This window comes from Hydrotalea lipotrueae (genome assembly GCF_019249625.1).
GTDB classification, from domain to species: Bacteria; Bacteroidota; Bacteroidia; order Chitinophagales; family Chitinophagaceae; genus Hydrotalea; species Hydrotalea flava.
In genome coordinates, this window is the sequence record NZ_JAESDL010000023.1 from 26,499 (window position 1) to 51,684 (window position 25,186).

20 protein-coding genes are annotated in these 25,186 nt (G+C 36.9%); 13 read left to right on the forward strand and 7 right to left on the reverse strand.

Annotation, left to right across the window (positions count from 1 at the left end; all coding sequences use genetic code 11):
• Window positions 1–38 precede the first annotated feature (38 nt).
• From JK139_RS12600 to JK139_RS12610, 3 genes are all read left to right on the forward strand, one after another.
• Complete coding sequence (locus JK139_RS12600; protein WP_218331422.1) at window positions 39–1,070, forward strand: radical SAM/SPASM domain-containing protein; 1,032 nt, start codon at window positions 39–41, stop codon at window positions 1,068–1,070.
• 25 nt (window positions 1,071–1,095) lie between these two features.
• Complete coding sequence (locus JK139_RS12605; protein WP_074417388.1) at window positions 1,096–1,539, forward strand: MarR family winged helix-turn-helix transcriptional regulator; 444 nt, start codon at window positions 1,096–1,098, stop codon at window positions 1,537–1,539.
• 186 nt (window positions 1,540–1,725) lie between these two features.
• Window positions 1,726–3,216, forward strand: coding sequence for a glycoside hydrolase family 10 protein (locus JK139_RS12610; RefSeq protein WP_218331423.1), 1,491 nt, complete (start codon window positions 1,726–1,728; stop codon window positions 3,214–3,216).
• Window positions 3,217–3,239: 23 nt separating this feature from the next.
• On the opposite strand, the gene JK139_RS12615 is transcribed toward JK139_RS12610, so the two are convergent.
• From JK139_RS12615 to mgtA, 4 genes are all read right to left on the reverse strand, one after another.
• Window positions 3,240–5,225 carry a KUP/HAK/KT family potassium transporter gene (locus JK139_RS12615; RefSeq protein ID WP_218331424.1) on the reverse strand — a complete coding sequence of 662 codons (1,986 nt, stop codon included), beginning with the start codon at window positions 5,223–5,225 and terminating at the stop codon, window positions 3,240–3,242.
• 253 nt (window positions 5,226–5,478) lie between these two features.
• On the reverse strand, window positions 5,479–5,985 hold the full coding sequence (locus JK139_RS12620) for an SRPBCC family protein (protein WP_218331425.1): 507 nt from the start codon (window positions 5,983–5,985) through the stop codon (window positions 5,479–5,481).
• 86 nt (window positions 5,986–6,071) lie between these two features.
• Window positions 6,072–7,412 carry a carbohydrate porin gene (locus JK139_RS12625; RefSeq protein WP_218331426.1) on the reverse strand — a complete coding sequence of 447 codons (1,341 nt, stop codon included), beginning with the start codon at window positions 7,410–7,412 and terminating at the stop codon, window positions 6,072–6,074.
• A 131-nt stretch (window positions 7,413–7,543) separates the two neighbouring features.
• Entirely contained in the window at window positions 7,544–10,255 is a 2,712-nt protein-coding gene (gene mgtA, locus JK139_RS12630; RefSeq protein WP_218331427.1) for a magnesium-translocating P-type ATPase, read from the reverse strand.
• Window positions 10,256–10,732: 477 nt separating this feature from the next.
• On the opposite strand from mgtA, the gene JK139_RS12635 reads away from it, so the two are divergent.
• From JK139_RS12635 to JK139_RS12680, 10 genes are all read left to right on the forward strand, one after another.
• Window positions 10,733–11,296 carry a helix-turn-helix domain-containing protein gene (locus tag JK139_RS12635; protein ID WP_218331428.1) on the forward strand — a complete coding sequence of 188 codons (564 nt, stop codon included), beginning with the start codon at window positions 10,733–10,735 and terminating at the stop codon, window positions 11,294–11,296.
• 127 nt (window positions 11,297–11,423) lie between these two features.
• Window positions 11,424–13,643, forward strand: a complete 2,220-nt coding sequence (locus tag JK139_RS12640; protein WP_218331429.1) for a heavy metal translocating P-type ATPase — start codon at window positions 11,424–11,426, stop codon at window positions 13,641–13,643.
• Window positions 13,644–13,757: 114 nt separating this feature from the next.
• Complete coding sequence (locus tag JK139_RS12645) at window positions 13,758–13,970, forward strand: heavy-metal-associated domain-containing protein (protein ID WP_074417395.1); 213 nt, start codon at window positions 13,758–13,760, stop codon at window positions 13,968–13,970.
• 209 nt (window positions 13,971–14,179) lie between these two features.
• Window positions 14,180–14,584: an HYC_CC_PP family protein gene (locus tag JK139_RS12650; protein ID WP_143439550.1), complete on the forward strand. Its 405-nt coding sequence runs from the start codon at window positions 14,180–14,182 to the stop codon at window positions 14,582–14,584.
• 111 nt (window positions 14,585–14,695) lie between these two features.
• Window positions 14,696–15,979, forward strand: coding sequence for an efflux RND transporter permease subunit (locus JK139_RS15670; RefSeq protein ID WP_218331430.1), 1,284 nt, complete (start codon window positions 14,696–14,698; stop codon window positions 15,977–15,979).
• Between the two features lie 4 nt (window positions 15,980–15,983).
• The gene (locus tag JK139_RS15675; protein WP_218331431.1) at window positions 15,984–17,936 is read left to right on the forward strand and encodes an efflux RND transporter permease subunit; all 1,953 of its coding nucleotides are present in this window, start codon (window positions 15,984–15,986) and stop codon (window positions 17,934–17,936) included.
• 50 nt (window positions 17,937–17,986) lie between these two features.
• On the forward strand, window positions 17,987–19,243 hold the full coding sequence (locus tag JK139_RS12665) for a TolC family protein (RefSeq protein WP_218331432.1): 1,257 nt from the start codon (window positions 17,987–17,989) through the stop codon (window positions 19,241–19,243).
• Window positions 19,244–19,256: 13 nt separating this feature from the next.
• Window positions 19,257–20,588 carry an efflux RND transporter periplasmic adaptor subunit gene (locus JK139_RS12670; protein ID WP_218331433.1) on the forward strand — a complete coding sequence of 444 codons (1,332 nt, stop codon included), beginning with the start codon at window positions 19,257–19,259 and terminating at the stop codon, window positions 20,586–20,588.
• Between the two features lie 21 nt (window positions 20,589–20,609).
• Window positions 20,610–21,830 (forward strand): efflux RND transporter periplasmic adaptor subunit, encoded by a 1,221-nt coding sequence (locus JK139_RS12675; protein ID WP_074420319.1) that lies wholly within the window; start codon window positions 20,610–20,612, stop codon window positions 21,828–21,830.
• Between the two features lie 522 nt (window positions 21,831–22,352).
• A complete protein-coding gene (locus JK139_RS12680) occupies window positions 22,353–22,835 on the forward strand; it encodes a transposase (protein ID WP_074417400.1) in 483 nt (160 codons plus the stop codon).
• Between the two features lie 165 nt (window positions 22,836–23,000).
• On the opposite strand, the gene JK139_RS12685 is transcribed toward JK139_RS12680, so the two are convergent.
• From JK139_RS12685 to JK139_RS12695, 3 genes are all read right to left on the reverse strand, one after another.
• Window positions 23,001–23,432: a DUF6799 domain-containing protein gene (locus JK139_RS12685; RefSeq protein ID WP_074420310.1), complete on the reverse strand. Its 432-nt coding sequence runs from the start codon at window positions 23,430–23,432 to the stop codon at window positions 23,001–23,003.
• Window positions 23,433–23,508: 76 nt separating this feature from the next.
• Window positions 23,509–23,961 carry a heavy metal-binding domain-containing protein gene (locus tag JK139_RS12690; protein ID WP_143439548.1) on the reverse strand — a complete coding sequence of 151 codons (453 nt, stop codon included), beginning with the start codon at window positions 23,959–23,961 and terminating at the stop codon, window positions 23,509–23,511.
• Window positions 23,962–24,026: 65 nt separating this feature from the next.
• A complete protein-coding gene (locus JK139_RS12695) occupies window positions 24,027–24,902 on the reverse strand; it encodes a hypothetical protein (protein ID WP_074417403.1) in 876 nt (291 codons plus the stop codon).
• Window positions 24,903–25,186: the final 284 nt, after the last annotated feature.

Below are 25,186 nucleotides of genomic sequence, written 5' to 3' on the forward strand. Positions count from 1 at the left end.
GGCATTTTACCAGGAATGAACTTATTTTTACATTCATTATGCCGTATTTTAATTTAAATGATAGTCTGAATTTAATCAGTAAGTTCACCTTCGCCCGACTGTGGAATGCCGGCAAAGTATGGAGTAGTTATCGGATTAGCCGAATGCTCGGAAAGCCTGTTCAATGGGGTTTACCCATTTCTGTTTCGTTTGAACCTACTACTTCCTGTAACCTGCGTTGCCCTGAATGTCCGAGTGGTATGCGGGAATTTACCCGGCCTACCGGCATGCTGGAAAGCAGTTTCTTTAAAAAAACAATTGATGAAATTCACAAGGAACTATTGTACCTGATTTTTTATTTTCAGGGAGAACCTTATTTGAATCCTGCTTTTTTAGAGATGGTGCAATATGCACATGGTAAGGGTATTTATACTGCTACCTCTACCAATGCCCACTATTTAACCGATGAAAAAGCCAGAAAAACTGTTGAAAGCGGATTAGACAGGCTTATCATTTCTATTGATGGAACTACTCAGGATGTGTATCAGCAATACAGGGTAGGAGGTAAATTAGAAAAAGTAATTGAAGGAGCCCGTAATATTGTAAAATGGAAAAAAGCGCTGAACAGTAAAACACCTTTTGTATTTTTTCAGTTTTTAGTGGTGAAGCCGAATGAACATCAGATAGAAGCCATTAAACAATTGGGAAAAGAAGTTGGGGTAGATCAGGTTCGGTTTAAAACCGCACAGGTGTATGATTTTGAAAATGATCCTAATCAGTTAATTCCATCTATTGATAAATACAGCCGTTATAAAAAAGATAAATCGGGTAAACGTGTGGTGAAAAGTGGATTAGGTAACCATTGCTGGAAATTATGGCATGCCAATGTAATTACTTGGGATGGATTGGTGGTGCCTTGTTGTTTTGATAAAGATGCGCAGCACCAGTTGGGTAATTTGGCAACGCAAAGCTTTAAGGAAACCTGGCAAAACGAAAATTATAAGCAATTTAGAAGTGCTATTATGCAAAGCAGGAAAAATATTGATATTTGTGCCAATTGCAGTGAAGGATTAAAGGTTTGGGAAGATTGATAAAGGTTAAAAATAAATTTTATTTATGGAAATTGAGCAGGAAATACCGCAGTTACATTTTCGTAACGAACATCATAAAGCCATTGTAAATATTATTTTTACAGCAAATTGGTTGCAGGAAAAAATCAGGCAGTTTCTAACGCCTGAAGATATTACCGCTCAGCAATACAATATTTTACGTATTGTGCATGCCAGTGCCGTACCCCTTTCTACCTTGCAGATAAGAGCGCAGATGTTGGATAAAATGAGTGACACCAGCAGAATGGTTGACCGCCTGGCGGCTAAAAAATTATTAGAAAAACGGATGGCAACGAATGATAAACGAAAAGTAGCCATTTATTTAACTGCTGAAGGTGTGGGTGTTTTGCACAGAATTGAAGCAAGAATTCATGAGTTGGATGCAATGGTTGCTGCTTTATCGGTGGAAGATGCTCAATTGCTCAATGGTTTATTAAATGCTATCCGATAAGGTTACCTGCATTTTTCAGATATTAATTTTTTCTATATTAATATTATCTAACCGGTACATATTTATATTTCATCTACTTTAAAACAAAATGTACCAACTAACATTATCTTCGGTTTTTACAATGAATAGAATAAGCCAGTTTTGAATGGCTTGTGAATTTGTAATCTCCCAAAAATGAATCGCCTTATGTATGTAAAGCTGTTAAAGTCATTTTGTTTGCTTTTGTTTTGTTTAACAGGAAGTGCACTTTCACTTTGGTCGCAAAAAGCGCCGGTATTTGAAATGCGTGGTGTTTGGGTAGCAACAGTGGTAAATATTGACTGGCCTGCAGAAAAAGGCATGTCGGTTGAAGCACAAAAAGCCGATTTTATTCGTTTGTTAGATATGCAACAACGCAATGGAATGAATGCTGTTTTTGTACAGATACGGCCTGCTGCCGATGCTTTTTATCCTTCCTCATACGAGCCTTGGAGCGAATTTTTAAATGGGAAGCAGGGTTTGCCGCCTACGCCGTATTATGATCCGCTGGAGTTTATGATTGAAGAAACCCATCAACGCGGTATGGAATTTCATGCCTGGTTAAATCCATATCGGGCTGTTTTTAACATTCACACATCCTCTGTATCACCATCTCACATTACTAAAATTCATCCTGAATGGTTTGTAACGTATGGTAATACAAAATATTTCAACCCCGGCCTGCCGGAAGTGCGGCAATTTGTTACCCGGGTAGTTAAAGATATTGTTACCCGTTATAAAGTAGATGGAATACACATGGATGATTATTTTTATCCATATAGAATTGCCGGTAAGGAATTTCCTGATGAAAAAGCATACCGACAATACGGGAATGGATTGAGTAAGGATGATTGGCGAAGAAGTAACTGCGACAGCATTATTCATGCATTGTATCAAACCATTCGTGCCGTGAATCCTTTTGTGAAATTTGGAATCAGCCCGTTTGGTGTTTGGCGAAATAAAAGTCAGGATCCTGATGGAAGTAATACCAAAGCCGGACAAACTAATTATGATGATTTATATGCAGATATTTTATTATGGTTGAAAAAAGGCTGGATTGATTATGTAGCACCACAGTTATACTGGGAGCAAGAGCATAAGTTAGCCGATTTTGATACCCTGCTGGCCTGGTGGAATGCACATACTTATGGCAGAGATTTATATATTGGCCAGGCTATTTACCGTGCCGGAACCAATGCTGCCTGGCGTAACCCTAATGAATTACCCAATCAGTTAAAAGCTATTAGAAGCTATTCTACCACACAAGGCAGTATTTTTTTTAGCAGTAAAAATTTTGAAAGTAATCCCAATGGCTGGTCTGACAGTCTTCGCTATAATTATTATGCATTGCCTGCTATAGTGCCGCCCATGCCGTGGATTGACAGCACAAAACCACCAACACCCATATTTGCAAAAAGTAATGGCAATCTGTTTACGTTACATTATTCCGGTAAACAACCCGTTAAAGCATTTGCGATATTTGCCCTGCCCGAAAATGTTACTGAAAATATAGCCTATGCCACACTGATTAAATTATTGATTGCCGATAAAGCAGTAACTTATGAAAGGTTAGCTTCACTAATACCTGCCAATAACCGTTTATTTGCTGCAGTAGTGAGTGAACATAATGTGCTCAGTAATTGGATTGAGTTGAAATAATTACATGCAATAAAGAAGTGCTATTACTGTTGCGCAAAACTAATTCGTTTTAAAGGAAGATATGTTTTGGGGGTAATTAACAGCGGCACCCTTTCAACAACGGTAGTGGCATTGTCTAAACCAAATGCTTTTTGGTCAGATTGAGCCAGGTGTTTAATGGCAAAGTAAGCATCCATAATAAAACCTTCTTTAACCGAAAGTTCATTCTCTACCGACAGGAAGGTTTCCAGAATAACATAAGTAATATCTGTATGAAAGTTGCTTGCATCTAAGTCCTCATATTTATTAATACAACACAGCTCATTATTTTTTCTCATTTCCTGCATTACCATTTTAACCAGTAAATTAATTCGGGGCTGAATACGGAAACCAAGTTTGAAGTTTATTTTAATTACTTTATCCTGCAGTAACTCTGTAACACTATATGCCATTTCATAAGGGTTATCGGCCCTGTCAATGTGCACAAACCAATACACATCAGCACGTTTTGGTTTTCGGTTTAAAATGGAATCAATAATTCTTTTTTCTATATCTCCATCACTATCGGCCTTGGTTAAGTAAACCAAATGAGTGGCATATTTGGGTACTTCTTTATCTGCACTCAGCAATTGCAAAGGGGTTGTGTAGTCTTTTACTTTTAAGAATTGCAAATAACTGTTGGTAATTTTTCGGGCTTTAAACCAAACAAACATGATAAACATCAGGCCAAATTCAAAAAATAAAAACATCCAGCGTTGTTTTATTTTGGCAACATTGGTAATAAAGAAAGAAAATTCTACAATTAAAAAAATGGTCATAATAACGGCAATCAGCCAATGGTTCCATTTTTTTACACGGTACATAAACACAAACATGAGGCTGGTGGTCATTAACATAGCTATCACAATAGAAAAGCCATAGGCAGCTTCCATAGCAGAGCTATCTTTAAAATACAACATCATGCCTACACAACCAATCCATAATATCCAGTTAAGGCTGGGTATATAAATTTGGCCTTTTACGTTGGTAGGATATTTCACGGTAACTCTTGGCCAAAAGTTCATACTTATGGCTTCACTAATTAATGTAAATGAGCCGCTAATTAAAGCCTGACTGGCAATAATGGTAGCAAAAGTGGCCACTATAATTCCTACCAACAAAAACCAATGGGGCATTAATGCATAAAATGGATTGGTGTTACCTAAATATGTTTCTTTTTGAGTTAATAACCAGGCTCCCTGCCCCATATAATTAAAAATTAATGCAATTTTTACAAATATCCAACTCACCTGTATATTTTTTTTACCGCAATGCCCTAAGTCGCTATACAATGCCTCAGCACCTGTTGTACATAAGAATACCGCACCCAACAGCCAGAATCCATGCGGATAATTTATTAATAATTTAATACCATAATAGGGGTTGATGGCGTTGATGATTCCGGGATGATGCCATACTTGTAAAAAACCCAATAAAAAAATCATGCTAAACCATACCAGCATAATAGGGCCAAATGCAAATCCTACCACTTTGGTTCCAAAGCGTTGAAAGAAAAATAAAAGCGAAATAATACCTACTACAATGCCAATGGTAATTGCATTTCCGGGAATGATGGTATTTTGTAAAGAATGAATGCCATTTAAGCCCTCTACAGCTGAAGCTACAGAAATGGGTGGGGTAATAATGCCATCTGCCAATAAAGTGGCTGCACCAATTATAGCTGGTATGTACAACCATTTTGCATAACGCCTTACCAAAGCAAATAATGAAAAAATGCCACCTTCACCTTTGTTATCGGCCTGAAGGGTTAATAATACATATTTGAAAGTTGTTTGCAGGGTTAATGTCCATATAATGCAGGAAATACCCCCATAAACTAATTCTTCTGAAATGGGCCTATCACCAATAATTGATCTGAAAACATATAGAGGCGAAGTGCCAATATCTCCATATATAATACCTAATGTAACCAATAATCCGGCAGCAGATAATTGGTGTAAATGCTTTGAACTGTTTGATTCAGTTTTCATGATTTGCTTTAATTGTTATCATTTGGAGGTGTAACAGCATTGCTACTGTTGCATGCGAAATGTGGCAGTTATATTTTAAGAAAACAGGAGAAAGGTGAATGATGGTAATAGCCACGTAAAAATATTACGGATAGAAAGTGTAAAGGTTGGGTTGCCATATTGATAAGAATGTGCAAAGTTATAACACATTAATACCCACTATGGATAACAGGTAACCGTATTAAGCAAAATTTAATACGTTAGGGGTATATTTTTATGTCAAAACAACATTAGCCACTGATGTAGATGATTGATGCCATTTTCCAAACAGGGTTTCTACTGCGTTGAATCGGTAATTGAAAATTTGTTGCAATTGTTTTTTTACCATAAGGCTGTTGGCAATATCTCCCAAAAAACTAAATGGAATTTTGTAGTGAACAATATCCGTCATCTCAACGCCACCGTTAACTGATTTAAAATGGTGTTGGTGATGCCAGAGTGTATAAGGTCCAAAGCGTTGTTCATCCACAAAATATTGTTGCGGCACTACATGTGTAATTTCGGTCATCCAGTATAATGGAATACCCAATATTGGTTTTAACGTATATTCAATAATTTGTCCGGCATACATTTCAGTACCGTGGTGTTTGCTGATGATTTCAAATCCTAAATTGGCGGGTGTAATGGTTTTTAAATTATCGGGTTTGCTAAAAAAATCCCATGCTGTAGCAATATCTGTAGGAATATATTGAATGGTTTTGATAGAATAAACTTTTGACATCCTTTTATTTTACCGTTATAACAAAATAAAAACAGTAAGGTTCTCGGTGACGATGAAAAACCTTACTGTTATGCGTATTTCTTAAGTTACAGCGCAAAGTGTCCGCGAATGCCAAATACATGCACCGGACCCCTGTCTTTATTATACCCCGGATTGTTCACAAACTGATAATCGAAGGTTAACCAAAAGTTGTTGAACAAGTAAGTATTGTAATAAGCTTCAATAATACCTTCGTGTCCATAATTCAATGCGCCATCACCAATAATAAAACCATAACCTCCGGCAGCCAAAAAATCGCGATGTTCTTTCGAAATGCCATTCAGTACACCTGCAATACCTGCCACATCCGCCGGCCTATGCCAGCGGGTTCCTTTCACAGCCAGCCCAATACTGGCCGACTGATCAATTTCTGTGAATGCCCAGGTGGCATATTTGCCATCATTCCAACCTAATCTGGAAAAAATACCAATATCATCATTCAATGCCTGTTCTGCACTCAGGCCTAATCCAAATTTTTTACCTCCATAAGTATTATTTTCGGCTTCCCCACTAATTACACTTAATAAATAATTATTGTTGTTATTCAATGCATTGATTCCTTGTTGATAAGCAGGTGCACGGGTATAGGAATTGGTAATGATAAAACGAACGGCACCGGGTTGACGATTGATGTTATATTTTTTCTCAATTTCAAGTGTTTCAGAATGCGCTTTAGATAAGTGGTATTCCATTTTATGGGAATTGGCTATAGTTGGAACAGCTACACTGGATAAACGAAATGACCAGTTGTTTTGATACCATTCTGCTACAATGCCATAAGTATAGCCACGTGCGTTGGCAGGATAATCCCATGCACCGTTACCCATTAACGACCAGTTAAAAAATTGTGTTCTGGGGTCGTGACTATAAGTATTGTCATCATAAAAATCGCTGATAGCAAATTTTCCGGCAGTAATGGTGATACGATTATTAGGTACTTTATCGGTCACCTGATTTTCATCATCGGCAACGTTGGTGTATTTGCTATTACCCAGTGCAATATTTTGCTGCAAATAGGCTCTTGCTATAAATAATTGTGGTGCAACATTACCCACCCGATAGGTTTCACCGTTTAATGCGCCTGCAACACCTTGTGAATAACTCAGCCCATTACCTCCCGACATTTCAGGATTAAAATATGCTGCTGCTCCTTTCCATAATTTTCTTCCAAGAAATAAAGTTGTAGTTAAACTGGTGGCACCGGTTTCTACAGCATTGTCTAAACTGTTTTTACCACTATATGCAGCTGAAAAACCTGAATGGCTCTGTGAAATTACCGTTAGCTGAAAATGATGGCTCCAATTGCCGGAGCTATCCATCTGAAATACAGGTTGTGCATGTATTTTAACGCAGGCAAATAATAGGGTAGAAGTAAATATCCATTTCATGAGGTAAAAAAATTGAAAAATGATTGTATTCGATTCATGTTTATTTGTGTTAGTAAAATAGTTAACCTATCAGGAAAATAATCCATTCATAAACTAATAGGAAAAATATTTTTTAAACTACAATAATTGATTTAAAGCCATTGGCCAAATTTCCTGATAAACCAGACCTTGATTAATTGGGTTAATATACAGTAAGCGATTAATATTACAATAAGAAATGGGAAATATATCCAGGGCAGGGGTTGCATTTTTAGTGCATCTGCCAATGGCGAGAAGGGAATATAAATTCCAAGTATCATAATGGCCAATGTTAATGTAATAACCGGTACCGTTGCCCAACTTTGTATAAATGGTATTTTGGTTGTTCTAATCATATGAACAATCAATGTTTGTGATAATAAACCTTCTATAAACCAGCCACTTTGGAAAAATGATTGATGTGCTGGACTATTTGCTTTAAAGAAAAAGAACAATAAAGCAAATGTTGCATAATCAAAAATTGAACTGATAGGTCCAATAAAGAACATAAACCTGGCTATTCCACTTGCATCCCATTTTTTGGGTTTTTCCAAATATTCAGCATCCATTTTATCCCATGGAATGGATATTTGCGAAATATCATACAATAAATTTTGCACCAATAACTGAATGGGTAACATGGGTAGAAAAGGCAGAAATGCACTGGCGCCCAGCATACTGAACATATTACCAAAATTGCTGCTGGCAGTCATTTTAATGTATTTAATGATATTGCCAAATGTTCTTCTTCCATAAATCACCCCTTTTCTAAGTACCATCAAATCTTTTTCCAACAGAATAATATCTGCACTTTCTTTGGCAATATCCGTAGCCGTATCAACAGAAATACCCACATCGGCATCACGAAGTGCACCGGCATCATTAATGCCATCGCCCATGAAGCCAACGGTATGCCCTTTGGCTTGCAATACTTTTACTACCCTGCTTTTTTGTAGTGGACTTAATTTGGCAAAAATGTTAATGTCGTCAATTCTTGCCATCAGTTCATCGTCAGAAATTTTCTCTAACTCATTACCCAGTAAAATATGTTGTACAGTAATGCCTACATCTTTACAAATTTTCTTAGTAACAGTTTCGTTGTCGCCGGTTAATACTTTTAAAGTAATACCTAATTTCTGTAATGCCTCAATGGAAGGTTGTGCAGAGGGTTTTGCCGGATCCAGAAAACCAATAAAACCCGTAATGGTCATGTCTTTTTCATCAGCAACAGAATAGGTAAGTGCTCTGTTATCAAATTCCTTGATGGCTACCAATAAAACCCTTAACCCTTCTTTGTTTAATTTTTTTGAAGTGTTTAAAATGGTTTTACGCATAACTTCATCAATCGGAATTACTTTATCGTTTTCAATATGTAATTCTTTGTCTTCTCCGGGATCAAAAGCATGTGTGCAAAGGTCTAAAATTTCTTCCACTGCACCTTTGCAGATGAGCAGGTGTTTGCCGTTTTTCTGTTTTAGAATAACAGACATTCTTCTGCGTTGAAAATCAAATGGAATTTCATCCACTTTTGTATATTGTTCTTCAGCTTTCAGATAATCATGTAATTCGGCATGTTCCAGTACAGCAACATCTAACAGGTTTTTTAATCCGGTTTGGTGGAAGCTGTTCAGGTAGGCCCATTTTAATACCTCATCATCATCATCTCCAAATACGTTCAAGTGGCGTTCCAACACAATTTTGTCCATGGTTAATGTGCCCGTTTTATCGGTGCATAAAATATCCATGGCGCCAATGTTTTGAATGGCATTCAGGCGTTTTACAATTACTTTCCTCTTACTCATGTTTAACGCACCTTTTGCTAAATTGGCGGTAACAATCATGGGTAGCATTTCGGGGGTTAAACCTACCGCTACAGCAATGGCAAACAGTAAGGCTTCGAGCCAGTTATGCTTTACTACACCATTTAAAATAAAAATGAGCGGAACCATAAACAGCATAAACCGAATTAATAGCCAGCTTACACTGTTTACACCTTTATCGAAACTGGTTTCTGCCCTTTTGCCGGTTAGCGATTTACTGATAGAGCCAAAATAAGTTTGGTTGCCTATGTTCACTACAATAACAGTTGCAGCACCACTTACCACATTGGTGCCCATAAAACAAATGTTCTCTAATTCCAAAGGCGATTTTTGTTCGGCATCTGTAATGCTGATGTCTCTTTTTTCAACAGGTAGCGATTCGCCGGTTAACATAGCCTGACTTACAAATAAGTCTTTAGATGCCCAAACACGGCAATCGGCAGGAATCATATCTCCTGCAGAAAGTAATACCACATCTCCAACAGTTAAATCCTTAATATCCACTTCTTTTTTTCCTTCACCATTACGCAAAACCGTTGCCGTTGTTTTAACCATGCTTTTCAGCTGCTCTGCAGCTTTATTGCTTCTAAATTCCTGCCAAAATCTTAAAAAAGAGCTGAGTAATACCATTACGCCCACAACAGTTACTGTTTTATAATCTCTTTCACCGGGTGCAGCAGTAATAATATCTGTTATAATAGAGATGGCAGCTATTATAATTAATACTCCAATAAATGGATTCAGAAATGCCTCGAGTAGTTGAAGGTACCAGGATGGTGCTTTTTCGTGTGAAACCTCATTGAGCCCAAATTCCTGTTCTCTTTCTTCTTTCTCTTCTGTTGAAAGGCCGGTTTCTTTTGTTTTTAATAAAGTAATTACTTCGGGTTTTGAAGCAGTAGCTACCTGTTTTAATTTGGTTACAGAGGCAGATTGAACGGCCTGAGCTGTATTTTCTCCTGAAAAGGAAATATGCTTCACTAATTTAGCTGCTGTTGTTTTTAACATAACGCCCGGATTTTTCCCGTTAAAATTAATTGTGTTTCATGCCGGTAGTAAACAACCCACTGTAATAGCAAAGCTTTACAATAGGTTATAGCAATGCACCACAACTTCGGCTAAAAAGTAGCGTATGACAAAAAAGTGAAAATACAATATGCATGAGTATTGTTTTTAACTGTTAACGACTATTTGCTTCCATAGCCACAGTTAAAAACGTTTGTGCAGCTTAGGAAGAGAATCTTAAATTACTATGGTCCGAACCGGTTTCCATTTGCTTCATAATTAAATTGCGTGCAAAAGTAAGGGTATATCTTATTTCAAAAGTCAATTCAAGCTGTTTTTATTTTATTAAATAAATATTAAAAAGTAGTTACTTTAAACAGGCTTTATATTGCTTGTGGTAATAAATATTTAAGTACAGTACTTGAATGCAGTACTTTTTAATAAATTTTGTAAACTTGGTTGAATCTTAAAAATTGTAAAATGAAATTATTGATCAAAAATATGGTTTGCGACAGATGTATTAAAGTTGTAGGACAATTATTGGATGATACCGATATTTCCTATAAAAATATAAAGTTGGGTGAAGTAGAAACTATGTATGTACCATCTGAAACACAATTGTCAGCCTTTAAAAAATTACTTTCCGAAAATGGTTTTGAAATATTGGATGACAAGCGCTCTGCACTGGTTGAATCTCTTAAAAACATCATTATTCAACTCATTCAGAAGAATAGTGAAGAGTTCTTTACCCATAAACTATCATCAATATTAGAAGATGCCACAGGATATGACTATCATTTTTTAAGTACATTATTTTCTTCTGTAGAAGGCGTAACCATTGAAAGATATACCATTTTACAGCGAATAGAAAAAGTGAAAGAGCTATTAACCTATGATGAAATGAATTTAAGCGATATTGCTTTTGCAATGGGGTATAGCAGTGTTGCACATTTATCTGCTCAATTTAAAAAAATGACCGGATTTACGCCTACTGAATTTAAAAAAATTGGAGGACAAAGAAAGCCGCTCGATAATATTATTTGATTCGGAATTATCATCAACCATAATAATCAATACTTTCTTAATGTAATTATTTTGTAAACTAAACTATAAATGTTGTAATACTCAGGCTTTGCTTTGTAAGGAGCTTTGTGGTATCAAACATTTATGTATGCAAACAGTTAAGAAAATATTTCCGGTAATTGGTATGAGTTGCGCATCTTGCGCAATTAGCGTAGAATCAATGTTGCAGCCTGTTAATGGTGTGGTACATGCCAATGTGAATTATGCAGCACAACAGGTAATGGTTGAGTATGATGAATCGGTTGTAACACCACAAAAATTAAAGTCTGTTGTTCAATCAATTGGATATGATTTAATGATTGATGAGAAAGGGGATATACATAAAAGTAAACAGCGCGAGGATTTACAGTTTCGTATGCTACAACAAAAAACCTTTTTTGCTTTTCTCTTTTCCATCCCTGTGGTATTAATCAGTATGGTTTTTATGCATGTACCTTATGGCAATTGGATGATGATGTTTTTATCCATTCCTGTTGTTTTTTATTTTGGACGTCAGTTTTTTATCAATGCATTGAAGCAGGCCAGGCATGGAAAAGCAAATATGGATACGTTAGTTGCACTTAGTACTTTCACTGCTTTTTTATTTAGCACTTTTACAACAGTTTTTCCGTCTTTTTGGATTAGCCGCGGATTACCAGCACATGTTTATTTTGAGGCATCTGTTGTAATTATTACGTTTATTTTATTAGGGAAGTTGTTGGAAGAAAAAGCAAAGTCAAATACTTCTTCCGCACTGAAAAAATTAATGCAATTGCAACCTGATACAGTAACTATTTTTGAAAATGGTGCTGAAAAGCAAATACTGACAGCTGAAGTTGCAATAGGTAATATGGTTGTTATGAAACCAGGTGAAAAAGTGCCTGTAGATGGCATTGTTACAAAGGGAACTTCTTTTGTTGATGAGAGTATGATTAGCGGAGAGTATACACCGATTGAAAAATATGAAGGTAGCAGTGTGTATGCCGGAACAATCAATCAAAAAGGCCATTTTATATTTAGGGCCGAAAAAGTGGGTGGTGACACAGTATTGGGGCATATTATACAATTGGTGCAGGAGGCACAGGGCAGCAAAGCACCTGTGCAACGATTGGCAGATAAAGTAGCCGGTATTTTCGTTCCGGTTGTAATGGGTATTGCTTTGCTTGCTTTTGCTGTTTGGTTGCTGTTAGGCGGAAATGATGCCTTTTCACATGCTTTACTTGCTTTTGTTACGGTATTAATTATTGCCTGTCCATGTGCATTGGGTTTAGCAACACCAACCGCAATGATGGCAGGTATAGGTAAAGGAGCTGAAAATAATATCCTGATTAAAGATGCTGAAAGCCTTGAAGCAGGCTACAAAGTAAATGCCGTTGTTTTAGATAAAACAGGCACACTCACAGAAGGAAAGCCAACTGTAACAGAAATTGTTTGGAATAAAACCATTGCTGATCGTCATTTGCCTGCTAACATTTTATATGCACTTGAAGCTAAATCCGAGCATCCGCTGGCAGAGGCTGTGCTTAATTATATAAAAAAAGAACAAACTGATAATGATATTCATTTAACCGATTTTCAAAGTATTACAGGCAGGGGTATCAGAGCACTTTTTGCAAATAAATTGTGGCTGGTTGGAAACAAACGAATGATAGAGGAACATAAGCTTTCACTCAATAATGAACTACTTTCATTGGCTGATTCCTGGCAACAATCTGCTAAAACTGTGGTTTATTTTGCAAACCATTTACAGGTGCTGGCTATTATTGGAATAACGGATGAAATTAAGCCAACTGCATTAGCAGCTATACATACGCTTCATGAAATGGGTATTGCAGTGTATATGCTTACCGGCGATAATCAATCCACTGCCGCAGCAGTAGCAAAATCGGTTGGTATAACACATTATACAAGTGATGCATTGCCTGCACAAAAAGCAAAATTCATTCAGGATCTTCAGCAACAGGGGAAGATAGTAGCAATGGTGGGTGATGGGATAAATGATAGTCAGGCCTTAGCATTGGCCAATGTTAGTATAGCCATGGGTAGCGGAACCGATATTGCAATGGATGTAGCCAAAATTACCCTTATCACGAAAGATCTAACTGCGTTGCCAAAAGCTTTAGTACTATCAGCAAAAACGGTACGTATAATCCGTGAAAATCTTTTTTGGGCATTCATTTACAACATAATAGGCATTCCTATTGCTGCCGGTATTTTATATCCGGTTAATGGTTTTTTGTTAAATCCTATGATAGCCGGTGCAGCTATGGCATTTAGTTCTGTTTCAGTAGTGTTGAATAGTTTACGTTTAAAAACAATTCGCTTGTAATGTACCCCATTCACATTGCTGTTGTTTCTAAAAATATTGTAAAGTCGTTTAAAAATTTTGTAATAGTTAGAACATTTATGTTCTCTAATTTTGTTAAAAAATAAAAATAATTTTATGAAATCATTAAAGTTTAAAACAAATATCCAGTGCAGCAGTTGTGTTGCCAAAGTATCTCCTGTGCTGAATAACGAAAAAAGTATTGAACATTGGGAAGTAGATACAACGAACAAAAATAAAGTTCTTACAGTACAAACCGGTTCGATGGAAGAAAAGGAGATTGTTCAATTGGTTAAGAATGCCGGATATACAGCTGAGCCACTATCTTAACTTTGGCAAATTATAATTCTATAGTATCTTTACTTATGACATTCAACGTGAATCAAACCTTCTTAAATAAAATCGGTCGTTTTTTTATAAAAATTGTCACTACTCTTTTTGTTCATAAGAAGGATTGTTGTAAGTAACAGTATATTTAAAATTGTGTTATTTTTGTTTTTTAAGATTGTAAAAATTTTTTGTTACACATAAACATTGATTTGAAAAAGTTTTTCACCATATTACTATTGTTACTGTATGGCCTGAGTGTTCAGGGTGCCACCATTCAAGTACATTATTGCATGGGTAAATGGGCAGGAATTGAGCTGGTGAAAAGTTCCGATAATACCAACTGCAGTAATTGTGGCATGCTGCTCAAAAAGAGCAGAAAAGGTAATTGCTGTAAAGATGTGCAACAAAAAATACAAGTTAGTCAAGACCAGTCTACTGCCCATTCATTTGTTTTTCAAGCTGCACAACCCGTATTTGTATTGCCAGCAAAATCGGCAATGGAAAACTTAGCGCTTTACTTTCCATCACTATTCATTCAGATTCCAGCAACACATGTACCACCTGATTTGTGCAGTGTGCAGCTTTTCATACGGAATCGTATTTTTCTGATATAGTATTATTTCCTTACTTGTAGCCCGGGCTCCTTGCCTTAGGGCTATTTTGTATGCCTTTGTGTATAGTGCATTGTATTTTCCACTCATTTTTATATTTAAAAATATTGTAGCATGATTGCAAAGATCATCAGTTGGTCGCTGCGGAATCGGTTTGTGGTATTATTGATTACCATTGGCTTAGTCATTTTGGGCATCCTCAACATTCAAAAAAATCCGGTGGATGCTATTCCTGATTTAAGTGAAAACCAGGTAATTGTTTTTACGGAATGGATGGGCCGAAACCCGCAATTGATAGAAGACCAGATAACTTATCCATTAGTATCTAATCTGCAGGGCATCCCCCGTATCAAAAACATCAGGGGCACTTCCATGTTTGGGATGAGTTTTGTGTATGTAATATTTGATGATGACGTTGATATTTATTGGGCACGTACCCGTGTACTGGAACGATTAAACTATGCCCAACGTTTGTTACCCCAGGGTGTAACCCCTTCACTTGGCCCTGATGGAACGGGTGTTGGCCATATTTTCTGGTATCATCTTAATGCACCAAAAATGGATTTGGGTGAACAGCGGGCACTACAGGATTGGTACATTAAATTTGCTTTGCAAACCGTACCGGGCGTTGCCGAAGTAGCGTCTTTCGGAGGCTTTGAAAAACAATATCAAATTATATTGGACCCTGTAAAGATGCAATTCTACAATGTGTCTATGATGGATGTAATGAATAAAGTAAAAGCTAATAACAATGATGTGGGGGGGCGGAAATTTGAGATGAGCGATATGGCGTATATCATACGGGGATTGGGTTATATAAAAAATAAAGAAGATGTTGAGAATATATCTTTAGCTCAGTACAATGGTATCCCTGTTCGCATTAAAGATATAGGAAGCGTGCAGTTGGGTGGGGATTTGCGTCTGGGTATTTTTGACGAGAATGGCGAGGGAGAAGTGGTGGGTGGTATAGTAGTGATGCGATATGGTGAAAATGCAGATAAAGTAATAAAGGCAATAAAAGCAAAAATAAAAGATGTAGAAAAAGGTTTACCCGAAGGGGTTACATTTAAAACTTCTTATGACAGAAGTGGATTGATAGAAGCCGCCATTGAAACGGTAAAAGGAAAACTGATAGAAGAAATAATCGTGGTTTCCCTGGTAGTGCTGGTTTTTCTTTTTCACTGGCGCAGTGCACTTAGTATCATTATTCAAATTCCCATAACAATTGCCACGAGTTTTATCCTGTTGAATGCATTTGGTATGTCATCCAATTTAATGTCTTTAACGGGCATTGCATTAGCCATTGGCGTTATAGTGGATAATGGAATCATAATGTCTGAAAATAGTTATCGCCAGCTTTCCGAATGGCAAAACAGCAATCACCCTGAAAATAAGTAATAGTATGAATTTTTTAAAAAAATTAAAAGAGCGTTCCAACAAAAAAAAATCTTCTTACCGGAAAGTTCCTGAAGATATAAGAATGTCAATCATAGAGCGTGCCTGCAAACAGGTATCGAGAGGGATATTTTTTTCTACCATTATTATTATTACTTCTTTTCTGCCGGTATTTCTTTTAACAGGGCAGGAAGGTAAATTGTTTCATCCCCTGGCTTATACAAAAACATTTATCCTTGCAGTAGATGCGATATTGGCGATAGCACTGGCGCCGGTACTCATTTCTTTTTTTATGAAGGGGAGGTTTTTACCGGACAATGCTAACCCTGTAAACCGGGTACTTGAAAGAATTTATGAACCTATTATCAGGGCCTGTATCAAAAGAAGGTGGATAACCCTTGGTGCGAATATAGTAGCGCTGGTAATCAGTATCCCTTTGGTGATGGGCCTTGGTCGGGAGTTTATGCCCCCCTTAGATGAAGGTTCACTTTTATTTATGCCCGTAATGATGCCGGATGTTTCTAACTCGGAGGCCAAACGTTTATTGCAGGTACAGGATAAAATTATTAAAAGTGTTCCGGAAGTAGCCCATGTACTGGGCAAAGCCGGCAGGGCCAATACAGCTACAGATAATTCTCCTATCAGCATGGTAGAAACCATTATTATGCTGAAACCAAGAAACGAATGGAGAAAGGGGTTTACCAAAGACAGTATTATCAATGAACTGAATGCAAAGCTTCAGATACCCGGTGTAACCAACGGATGGACACAGCCTATCATCAACCGCATCAATATGCTTTCCACAGGCATCAGAACAGATGTGGGGATTAAAGTATATGGTCAGGACTTAGACACGATTTATGCTTTTGCACAACAAATTAAAAAAGTGTTAGACGGAACCCCTGGTGTAAAAGATTTATATGTAGAACCAATTACCGGGGGAAAATATATTGACATAACTGTAAAACGTGATGAAATCGGAAGATATGGATTAAGTATTGATGATGTAAACACAGTAGTGGAAAGTGCATTGGGTGGTGTCAGGCTTACCACAACCATTGAAGGGCGGCAACGTTTTTCTGTCAATGCACGTTTTGGCCAAAACTTCCGAAATAATATTCAGGCATTAAAAAGGCTGCAGATTCAAACACCCGGTTATGGCCCCATTCCGCTGGAAGCAGTAGCAGATGTAAAAATTACAGAAGGCCCCCCTATGATTAACTCAGAAAATGCCATGCTCAGGGGAACCGTACTTTTTAATGTGAGGGAAAGAGACTTAGGCAGTACTGTTGATGAAGCACAAAAAAGGGTAAGCGCAATGATTGCTAAAATGCCCAAAGGATATTTTCTTGATTGGAGCGGACAATACGAAAATTTAATCCACGGCGAAAAAACATTAAAAATGATTTTGCCGGTTGTGCTGGTTATCATTTTTATGTGTATGTATTTTGCTTTTCATTCCGCACGGGAAGCTTTCTTCAGTCTGATTTCTATTCCTTTTGCATTGATTGGGGGTGCCTTGATGATTTATTTCTGGCATGTCAATTTATCTGTTGCTGTAGCTGTTGGCTTTATTGCATTGTTTGGTTTAGCAGTAGAAACAGGGATTGTAATGGTTATTTATCTCAATGATGCTATGGACCAATTAATAGTAAAAAAAGGAAACTCAAGTAAAACAATTACCAGAGATGATTTAAGGGAATATGTAATTGCCGGTGCAGCTAAAAGATTAAGGCCAAAGCTGATGACCGTAAGTGTATCCCTATTTGGTTTGGTCCCCATTCTTTGGAGTACAGGTGTGGGAAGTGATGTAATGATTCCTATTGTACTACCTATGATTGGTGGAGTAATTACTTCATCAACACATATACTTTTGGTAACACCATTAATATTTTTAATGCAAAAGGAATATGAGCTAAAAAAGCACGGGAAAATAGAAGTATTGGAAACAAAACATTAAATGTAAAAGTGGTAATGAAAAATGACATATTTAATTTAAAACATGTTTTCATGAAAAGAAAATTTTTTTTTATAACAGGGTTATCGATTTTCATAACTTTCTCAGCCCGGTCTCAAAAAATATTAAACATTAATTCAATCCTCGATTCTATTCAGTCTAGTAATCCATCCATGAAAATGTACGATGCAGAAATACGTTCATTGGATGAAGCCGCCAAAGGTGCTAAAAGCTGGATGGCGCCTGAATTAACTTCCGGTTTTTTTATGACGCCTTATGCGCCAAGATATTGGAAGGCGGCAAACGGGGTGCCAGGTATGGGGCAATATGTAATTGGTGCCCAGCAAATCATTCCTAATCCCAAACGGTTAAAAGCAGACGCTAACTATATGTCATCCATGTCCTCTGTTGAAAAAGAAAAAAAAGGGTATACACTCAATCAGCTATACGCAGAAGCAAAGAAAAATTATTACGAATGGATAGTGATTAAAAAGCAACTGCTGATTTTGGATGATAATGAAAAGCGCCTGAACTACATGATTCAAAGCGCTGAAATACGTTATAAAAACGGGCTGGGAAAAATTAATGCGTATTACAAAGCCAAAGCAGCATTGGCCAATGTACAGAATAGCAGGATTATGCTGGAGAACCAAATAAAACAAAAAAAATACATCCTTAATACATTAATGTATCGCGATAAAACAATTGACTTTGACATTGATACTGCCTATACTTTAAAAGATTATCAAAACATAGTATTTGATACTACCTTATTTGTAACCAACAGGAGCGATGTAAAAGCCCTTGAAAAGGAAATGTATGTTAACCGGTTAAAACAGGAAACCGAAAGGACAAGGTTGTTGCCTGAATTTGGGGTACGGTTCGAAAACTCTTATGGATGGGCACAGCAGCCATTGCAATTCTCGGCAATGGGTATGGTAAGGTTGCCAATGGCAAGATGGTCTTCTAAAATGAATAAAGCCAATATTGAAAGCCTGAAATGGAAAAACGAATCGTTGCAGCAGCAAAAGCAAATGATTTTAAATGAATCTGTAGGCACAGCTTATGGAATGAGGACAGATATCCTCAACAAAAACAAACAAATAAAATTGTACGAAGAAAAAATTTTGCCGGCCTTATACAAAAACTTTAAAACCTATGAATTGGGATATGAACAAAATACAGAAGAACTGTTTGAATTATTTGATGCCTGGGAAACATTAAACATGACACAGTTCGAATACCTCGGGCAGTTGCAACAATTACTGGCTATGCAGGTTGAGCTGGAAAGAATTCTTCAAATACGATAAATTAAAAACATTTATGAGTGGAAAGAAAAATAAAATACTAATTATTATCATGGCTGTAATAGCACTATTAGCTGCTGTTGCCTTACTCTATTTTAAATTCCTGCATCCTAAAAATGCTATTCATACCCAGCATAGCGGGATGGCTGATATGGGAAACATGAATATGCCTGCAAAAGAAGAAAAGGTTTTGTACACTTGTTCCATGCACCCGCAAATTATTCGTGAGCAGCCGGGCAATTGCCCTATTTGCGGCATGCGGTTGGTAAAAAAAGAAAACGAAAGTAAAAAGATACACGATATGTCTTTGCATACCTTGTTACTACCAACCAATAGTTACGCTGTTTCTAGCATACCTGCCACTACCTTACTCAAGAGTAAAGAACCAATAGAAATAAATGCACTCGGATATACAGCCTACAATACTAAAGAAGTAGGGGCTATATCAGCCAGGATAAGCGGCAGAATTGAAAAATTATATATTCGGTACCGCTATCAGAAAATCAGCAAAGGCCAAAAGATAATGGACATTTATAGCCCTGAGTTACTGACTGCACAGCAGAATCTTTTATTCCTGCTAAAGAACGATCCATCAAATACTTTATTAATTAATGCCGCTAAAGAAAAACTATTATTACTGGGTTTTCCAGGTGAACAATTACAGCAGGTAATAACCACACAACAACCACTGTTTACAGTTTCTGTTTACAGCAATTACAGCGGTCACATTCATGATGCTTTAAATAGTGGGATGAATAATAATGCAGTTCCGGAAGCCCCGGCTATGAATGAAGCTACCTCAATAACTACGCAGGGGCTTGCCCTTAAAGAAGGGATGTATCTGCAAAAAGGGCAAACAATTTTTGAAGTGTATAACATGGATAAAGTATGGGTGTTGCTTAATATTTACCCATTAGATCAGCCTTTTATTAAAGTGGGTAATAAAGTAAGAATAGTACCGGAAGCAAGGCCCGACAAAGATTTTCGCAGCTTCATTTACTTCATTGAACCCTTCTTCCGCCCGGGAAGTAAAACGGTAACAGCAAGAGTAAATGTTGATAATAATGTTTTACAATTGCCCATAGGCAGCCAGGTAAGGGCAACTATTTTTAGTAACCCGGTAAATGCAGAATGGTTACCCCGTGAAGCGGTATTATCACTTGGCCTTGAAAAAGTGGTTTTTGTAAAAAGTGGAAACGGATACAAGGCGCAAAAAATAGAAACAGGCGTAACTTATAAAAATCTGATCCAGGTAACAGGTGGTATTACTCCTGTCGATTCAGTAGCAGCCAATGCGCAGTTTTTAATGGATAGTGAAAGTTTTATAAAAGTTCAGGGTAAGGATTAACTAATGAAAAAAAATGAAAAAATGAAAAAAATATTGATAATGGCAGGATTAATACTTTTATCTCTTGCCTGTAAAAATAAAAATGCAAAAAATACTGTCCATTCAGAACATACAAAAGATACAGCCGGCGTGTATTATACCTGCTCTATGCACCCGCAGGTAATGCTGGATAAACCCGGCAACTGCCCTATATGCGGCATGAAACTGATAGAAGTAAAGAAAAGTATAACGCAGGATGACAACGAGGTAAAATTGAATGAGCAGCAAATTCAATTGGGCAATATTTTAACAGATACCATACACAATAGAATGATGATTGGCGACCAAATGGTTTTGACTGCAACACTAAATGCCGATCAGCAAAAAATTAACGCCGTTAGTGCAAGAGTGATGGGAAGAGTTGAACGGTTATACTTTAAAAATTTGGGCGATTATGTTCATAAGGGAGATAAGTTATATGATTTATACAGTGAAGAACTGAATAATGCCAAACAGGAATACATACTTTCTTTAGAAAAAAAAGAAAATCTTGATAATTCAACAATAGATTTTAACGGATTAGTGCAAAGCGCCAAAAACAAATTAGCGCTATGGGGGTTATCTGAATCGCAAATAAAGGATTTAGCAAGTACAAAAGTCATAAACCCGGTCACAACTTTTTATAGTCCCGTTAGCGGTTATATTACCACCTTAGATATACGCGAAGGGGAATATATAAATGAAGGCGGTACTATTGTCAGGATTACTAATCTATCATCACTTTGGGCAGAAGCACAGGTTTATATTTCCCAACTGTCACAGATTGATGTTAATGCAACTGCTCATGTTCAATTTCCTGATTTACCCGACAGGGAAATGACAGGAAAAATTGAATTCACCAATCCGGAAGCTAATCCGCAAACACGTATTACTTTACTGCGGGTAAATGTGGCTAATAGTGATAATCTGCTTAAGCCCGGCATGCCGGCATATGTAATTATAAAGGGGAAACAGGTAAATGCCTTAACATTACCCTCCGATGCAGTACTTCGTACCGGCACCGGTGCATCTGTATGGGTGCAAACCGGCAATCGCTCATTCAAAACCAGAATGGTTGAAATTGGCATGGAAGATGGAGATAGGGTTCAGATAAAATCGGGCCTTCAACCGGGGGATGTTATCGTTATCAGCGGCGCTTATTTATTAAACAGCGAGTATATTTTTAAGAAAGGCGCTAACCCCATGGCCGGGATGAAGATGTAAAACTGTAAATAAGGAAATAGATTTGTCCGTTCGTTTCAATGGGAGTGTAAAATAAACTATATCAGTTAATAATTTTGAGGTATAATACTGAAAAATAGTTGGTAAAATCGTCTGTAATTCAATACAGAGTTGAATTATGAGGAAGTTTGGTGAAAACACTTTCACCAAACTTTTTTTGTTTATGAAAAAGCTAAAAAAAACGTTACTGGAGTTGTCAATCTTTGTCGGTAATAGATAGGGTGGGGTAAACAACAGAATAAACAACGATTTAAGTGCAAAAACTGCGGCACTCTATTTAGCAATAATGACAAGTTACAAACTGTTGAAAACCGTTTTATATGGTTCAAAAAATGGATATTAGAAAGGCAAACATACAAAACATTGCAAAGGGAAAGCGGCTTATCAAAAGATACTTTGCAACGCACCTTTTATCACTTTTTAGCTTAAGCTCCTTTAACCCCAATAATTCACCACGACAATGTATATTTAGGGGTAAATGCTACTTATTTTAAACGCTTTTGTGTGGTGTGTTATCAAGATGATTTATTGAGTTATACCCAGTTATTTCGCTTCTCTGATGCAGAGCGATATGAAGAGATTAAAGAAGATTTAAGCAACCAGGGTCATTTACAATTTATGATTATAGACGGCAGGTTTAACAGCGGAGCGTTTGAAACATTTTTGCGGCAAATGATAAAGTATAGCAGGCAGAAACTATATTTTGTAACAGAAGGGCACCCAGCGTACAAAACAAAAAAACTAAATGAATGGCTCCAGGCAAATAGAAACAAGATTGAAGTATTTTTTCTTCCACCATACAATCCGGAATTGAATCCGCAGGAGTATGCCAATCAGGATGTAAAAACAAATATGATAGGTAAGAAAAGGCCAATCAATAGGGCTCAAATGCGAACCAACGTGGAAGATTTTATGTACAACAGGAAAAAAGACAAAAGGCAGGTGCAAAAGTACTTTCATGTAAGCCATGTCAGGTATGCGGCGTAGCCATTTTATAAGACTTAAATAACTAAACGATTAATAAAGGATTTTAATCTAAAAAATCACCAACTATTTTCCAGTACATTACCAATTTTGATAGAACAGAGCCTGCAGAGGAGTTCTTGCTACCGATAGTCGAGCACAATACGTTGGTTTAACAGCTACACCTGTTCACTTCATATTTTGATGATGGCTGCCGCTACCTCCATTCATATTTTGACGATGACCGCCTGACTGCATTTTTTGCCCCTGCATGTTCATTCCATGATTCCCCTGCATTTGTCTTTGCATCATTCCTTGGGATCTGTATTTCCTTCCATTCATATCCATACATTGCCCATCACGCAGATGTAACTGTTTGCCGTTCTTTAAATGGTAAGAGCCATCGGGCTTAATGATCGTGCCGTTTTTCAATGTCATATCATTTTGCATCTGCATTTCCTTTCCATCCATGTTATGCAATATTTTTCCATCCTTCATTACTAAATGTTCGTTCTTCATTACAGCATTTTGATGTTTTTTTTGTTCTACTTGTTGGCTTTGCGCAACAATAGTACCTGTTAGTATTATTAGCGACATTGATACTAAAAGCATTTTTTTCATGATTGTGTGTTTTAATGTTAAAAAATATTTATCCTGTTATTATTTTATTTACTGTTATTTCAAAATATATAATTGTTTAACGGCTTATCAAAAAAACCAACATCCCTGCCATCATTATTCCCATTCCTATTCCCATTGAAGACATTTTGTGCTTCTTTTCTTTTAAAGTGAGTTTAGAAAATTGGGCAGAATCATTGGTTATTTTATTATTCTCCATATTTTCTCCCGACTTGTCGGGACTCATATTACTCACATTACTCATGCCCTTCATCATCGGGCACATCATTTTCATCTTGTGCTTTTTATGTTTTTTTTCTGATGCTTCAGATTTTTTTACTAATTCCATTCCGCATTTCGGGCAGGTGCCGGGTTGCTTGGATTGTATTTCGGGATGCATGGTGCAGGTGTAAATAACAGTACCTGGTTGGGTGGTATCGACCACACTTTTATTTTGCCCTATTACAGGTACGCCCGCAAATATAAAAACCGTTAATGCCAGCATCATTAAAATCATTTTTTTTGTTTTCATTGCCATAAAGTTTAATTGTTATTATACCATTTGTTAAATACGATGAACATATATTTGGGGGTTTATTAAAATTTATAACTTACCCCCAGAGACCAGAAAAAATTATTGGAAAGATCCTCTTTATAAATATTTGGACCATTGGCAATTGTTGCAGCATTAACTGGTATAGCATAAACAGGGTAAAAGGAAAAACGGAATTTATTAAGTGTATAACTAATCAGTACACTCAGTTCATAATCTAGCATGTAAAAAGAAACTGCTTCGCCCATACCTCCTCCCATTGGAGAAGAGCCTCCGCCGCCAATCATGTGCCGCCCAAAGCGGAGGTTATTGTTATAATTACTATAATAGTTTTGTGTACCGGCATTCAGGTAAACGGTAGGAGTAATTGCGAGGTTATCGTTGGCTGCGTAAAAGGTATGGCTTACAGCAGCGCCCAAAATGAAATCAGTAGTGTTACTAAAATAGGCACTGCCATCAATATATACATCCACTATATCAAAATCATAGTCGGCATAAGCGCTCACATAGCCAGACAATTCCGACTTTACAGTATAACTTTTGTTGTTAAAAAAATATTTGCTTCCGGAGATACCAGCATTGAAATTTTTTAAATAGAAATCATAGCCGGTTGTCAGTGTAAATAAATCAAACCTGTTTTCCCCGGTAGCTGCCAGGTAAGAAGCTCCGCCATTAATGAATAAACCTGATTTATGATAATACCCTGCAAATGCAGATAAGTAAGGAGCCGCTAAAAAACTCTTGCGCCCTAAAAAAACAATATTATTGTTATAATTGGTACTGACCAAGCCATAAGACTTTTTCTCATCTGAACTTTCCTTTTCGGTAGAATCTGCGTTGAATTTTTCCTGCGCAATCGATTTTATTGGTGTAATAAAAAGTACCAATAAAAAGGAGGCAAAAAGTAGTATATTTTTCATTTTATTTTTATTCATACATCCCGATATATTTCGATCATGTCTTTATTCTGCTTAAATCTATTTTGTTTTTTGCCTCCATTGTTTTTTCAACGGAAAAAATATATTAAATATCCTAATCGCCTGTCTGTAGAAATTCCAGGATTTTTTTTGATTCAGTTTCAGTTAGCATTGCCCGCTGCCGCATGTGGCTGCTAATTATGTTCCATTGAGTATTGGTAAAAGCCGAGCTGGGTGGCGAGTTGTGGCACCTCATGCAATTTTGTGCCCAAAGCTGACTGCCGCTT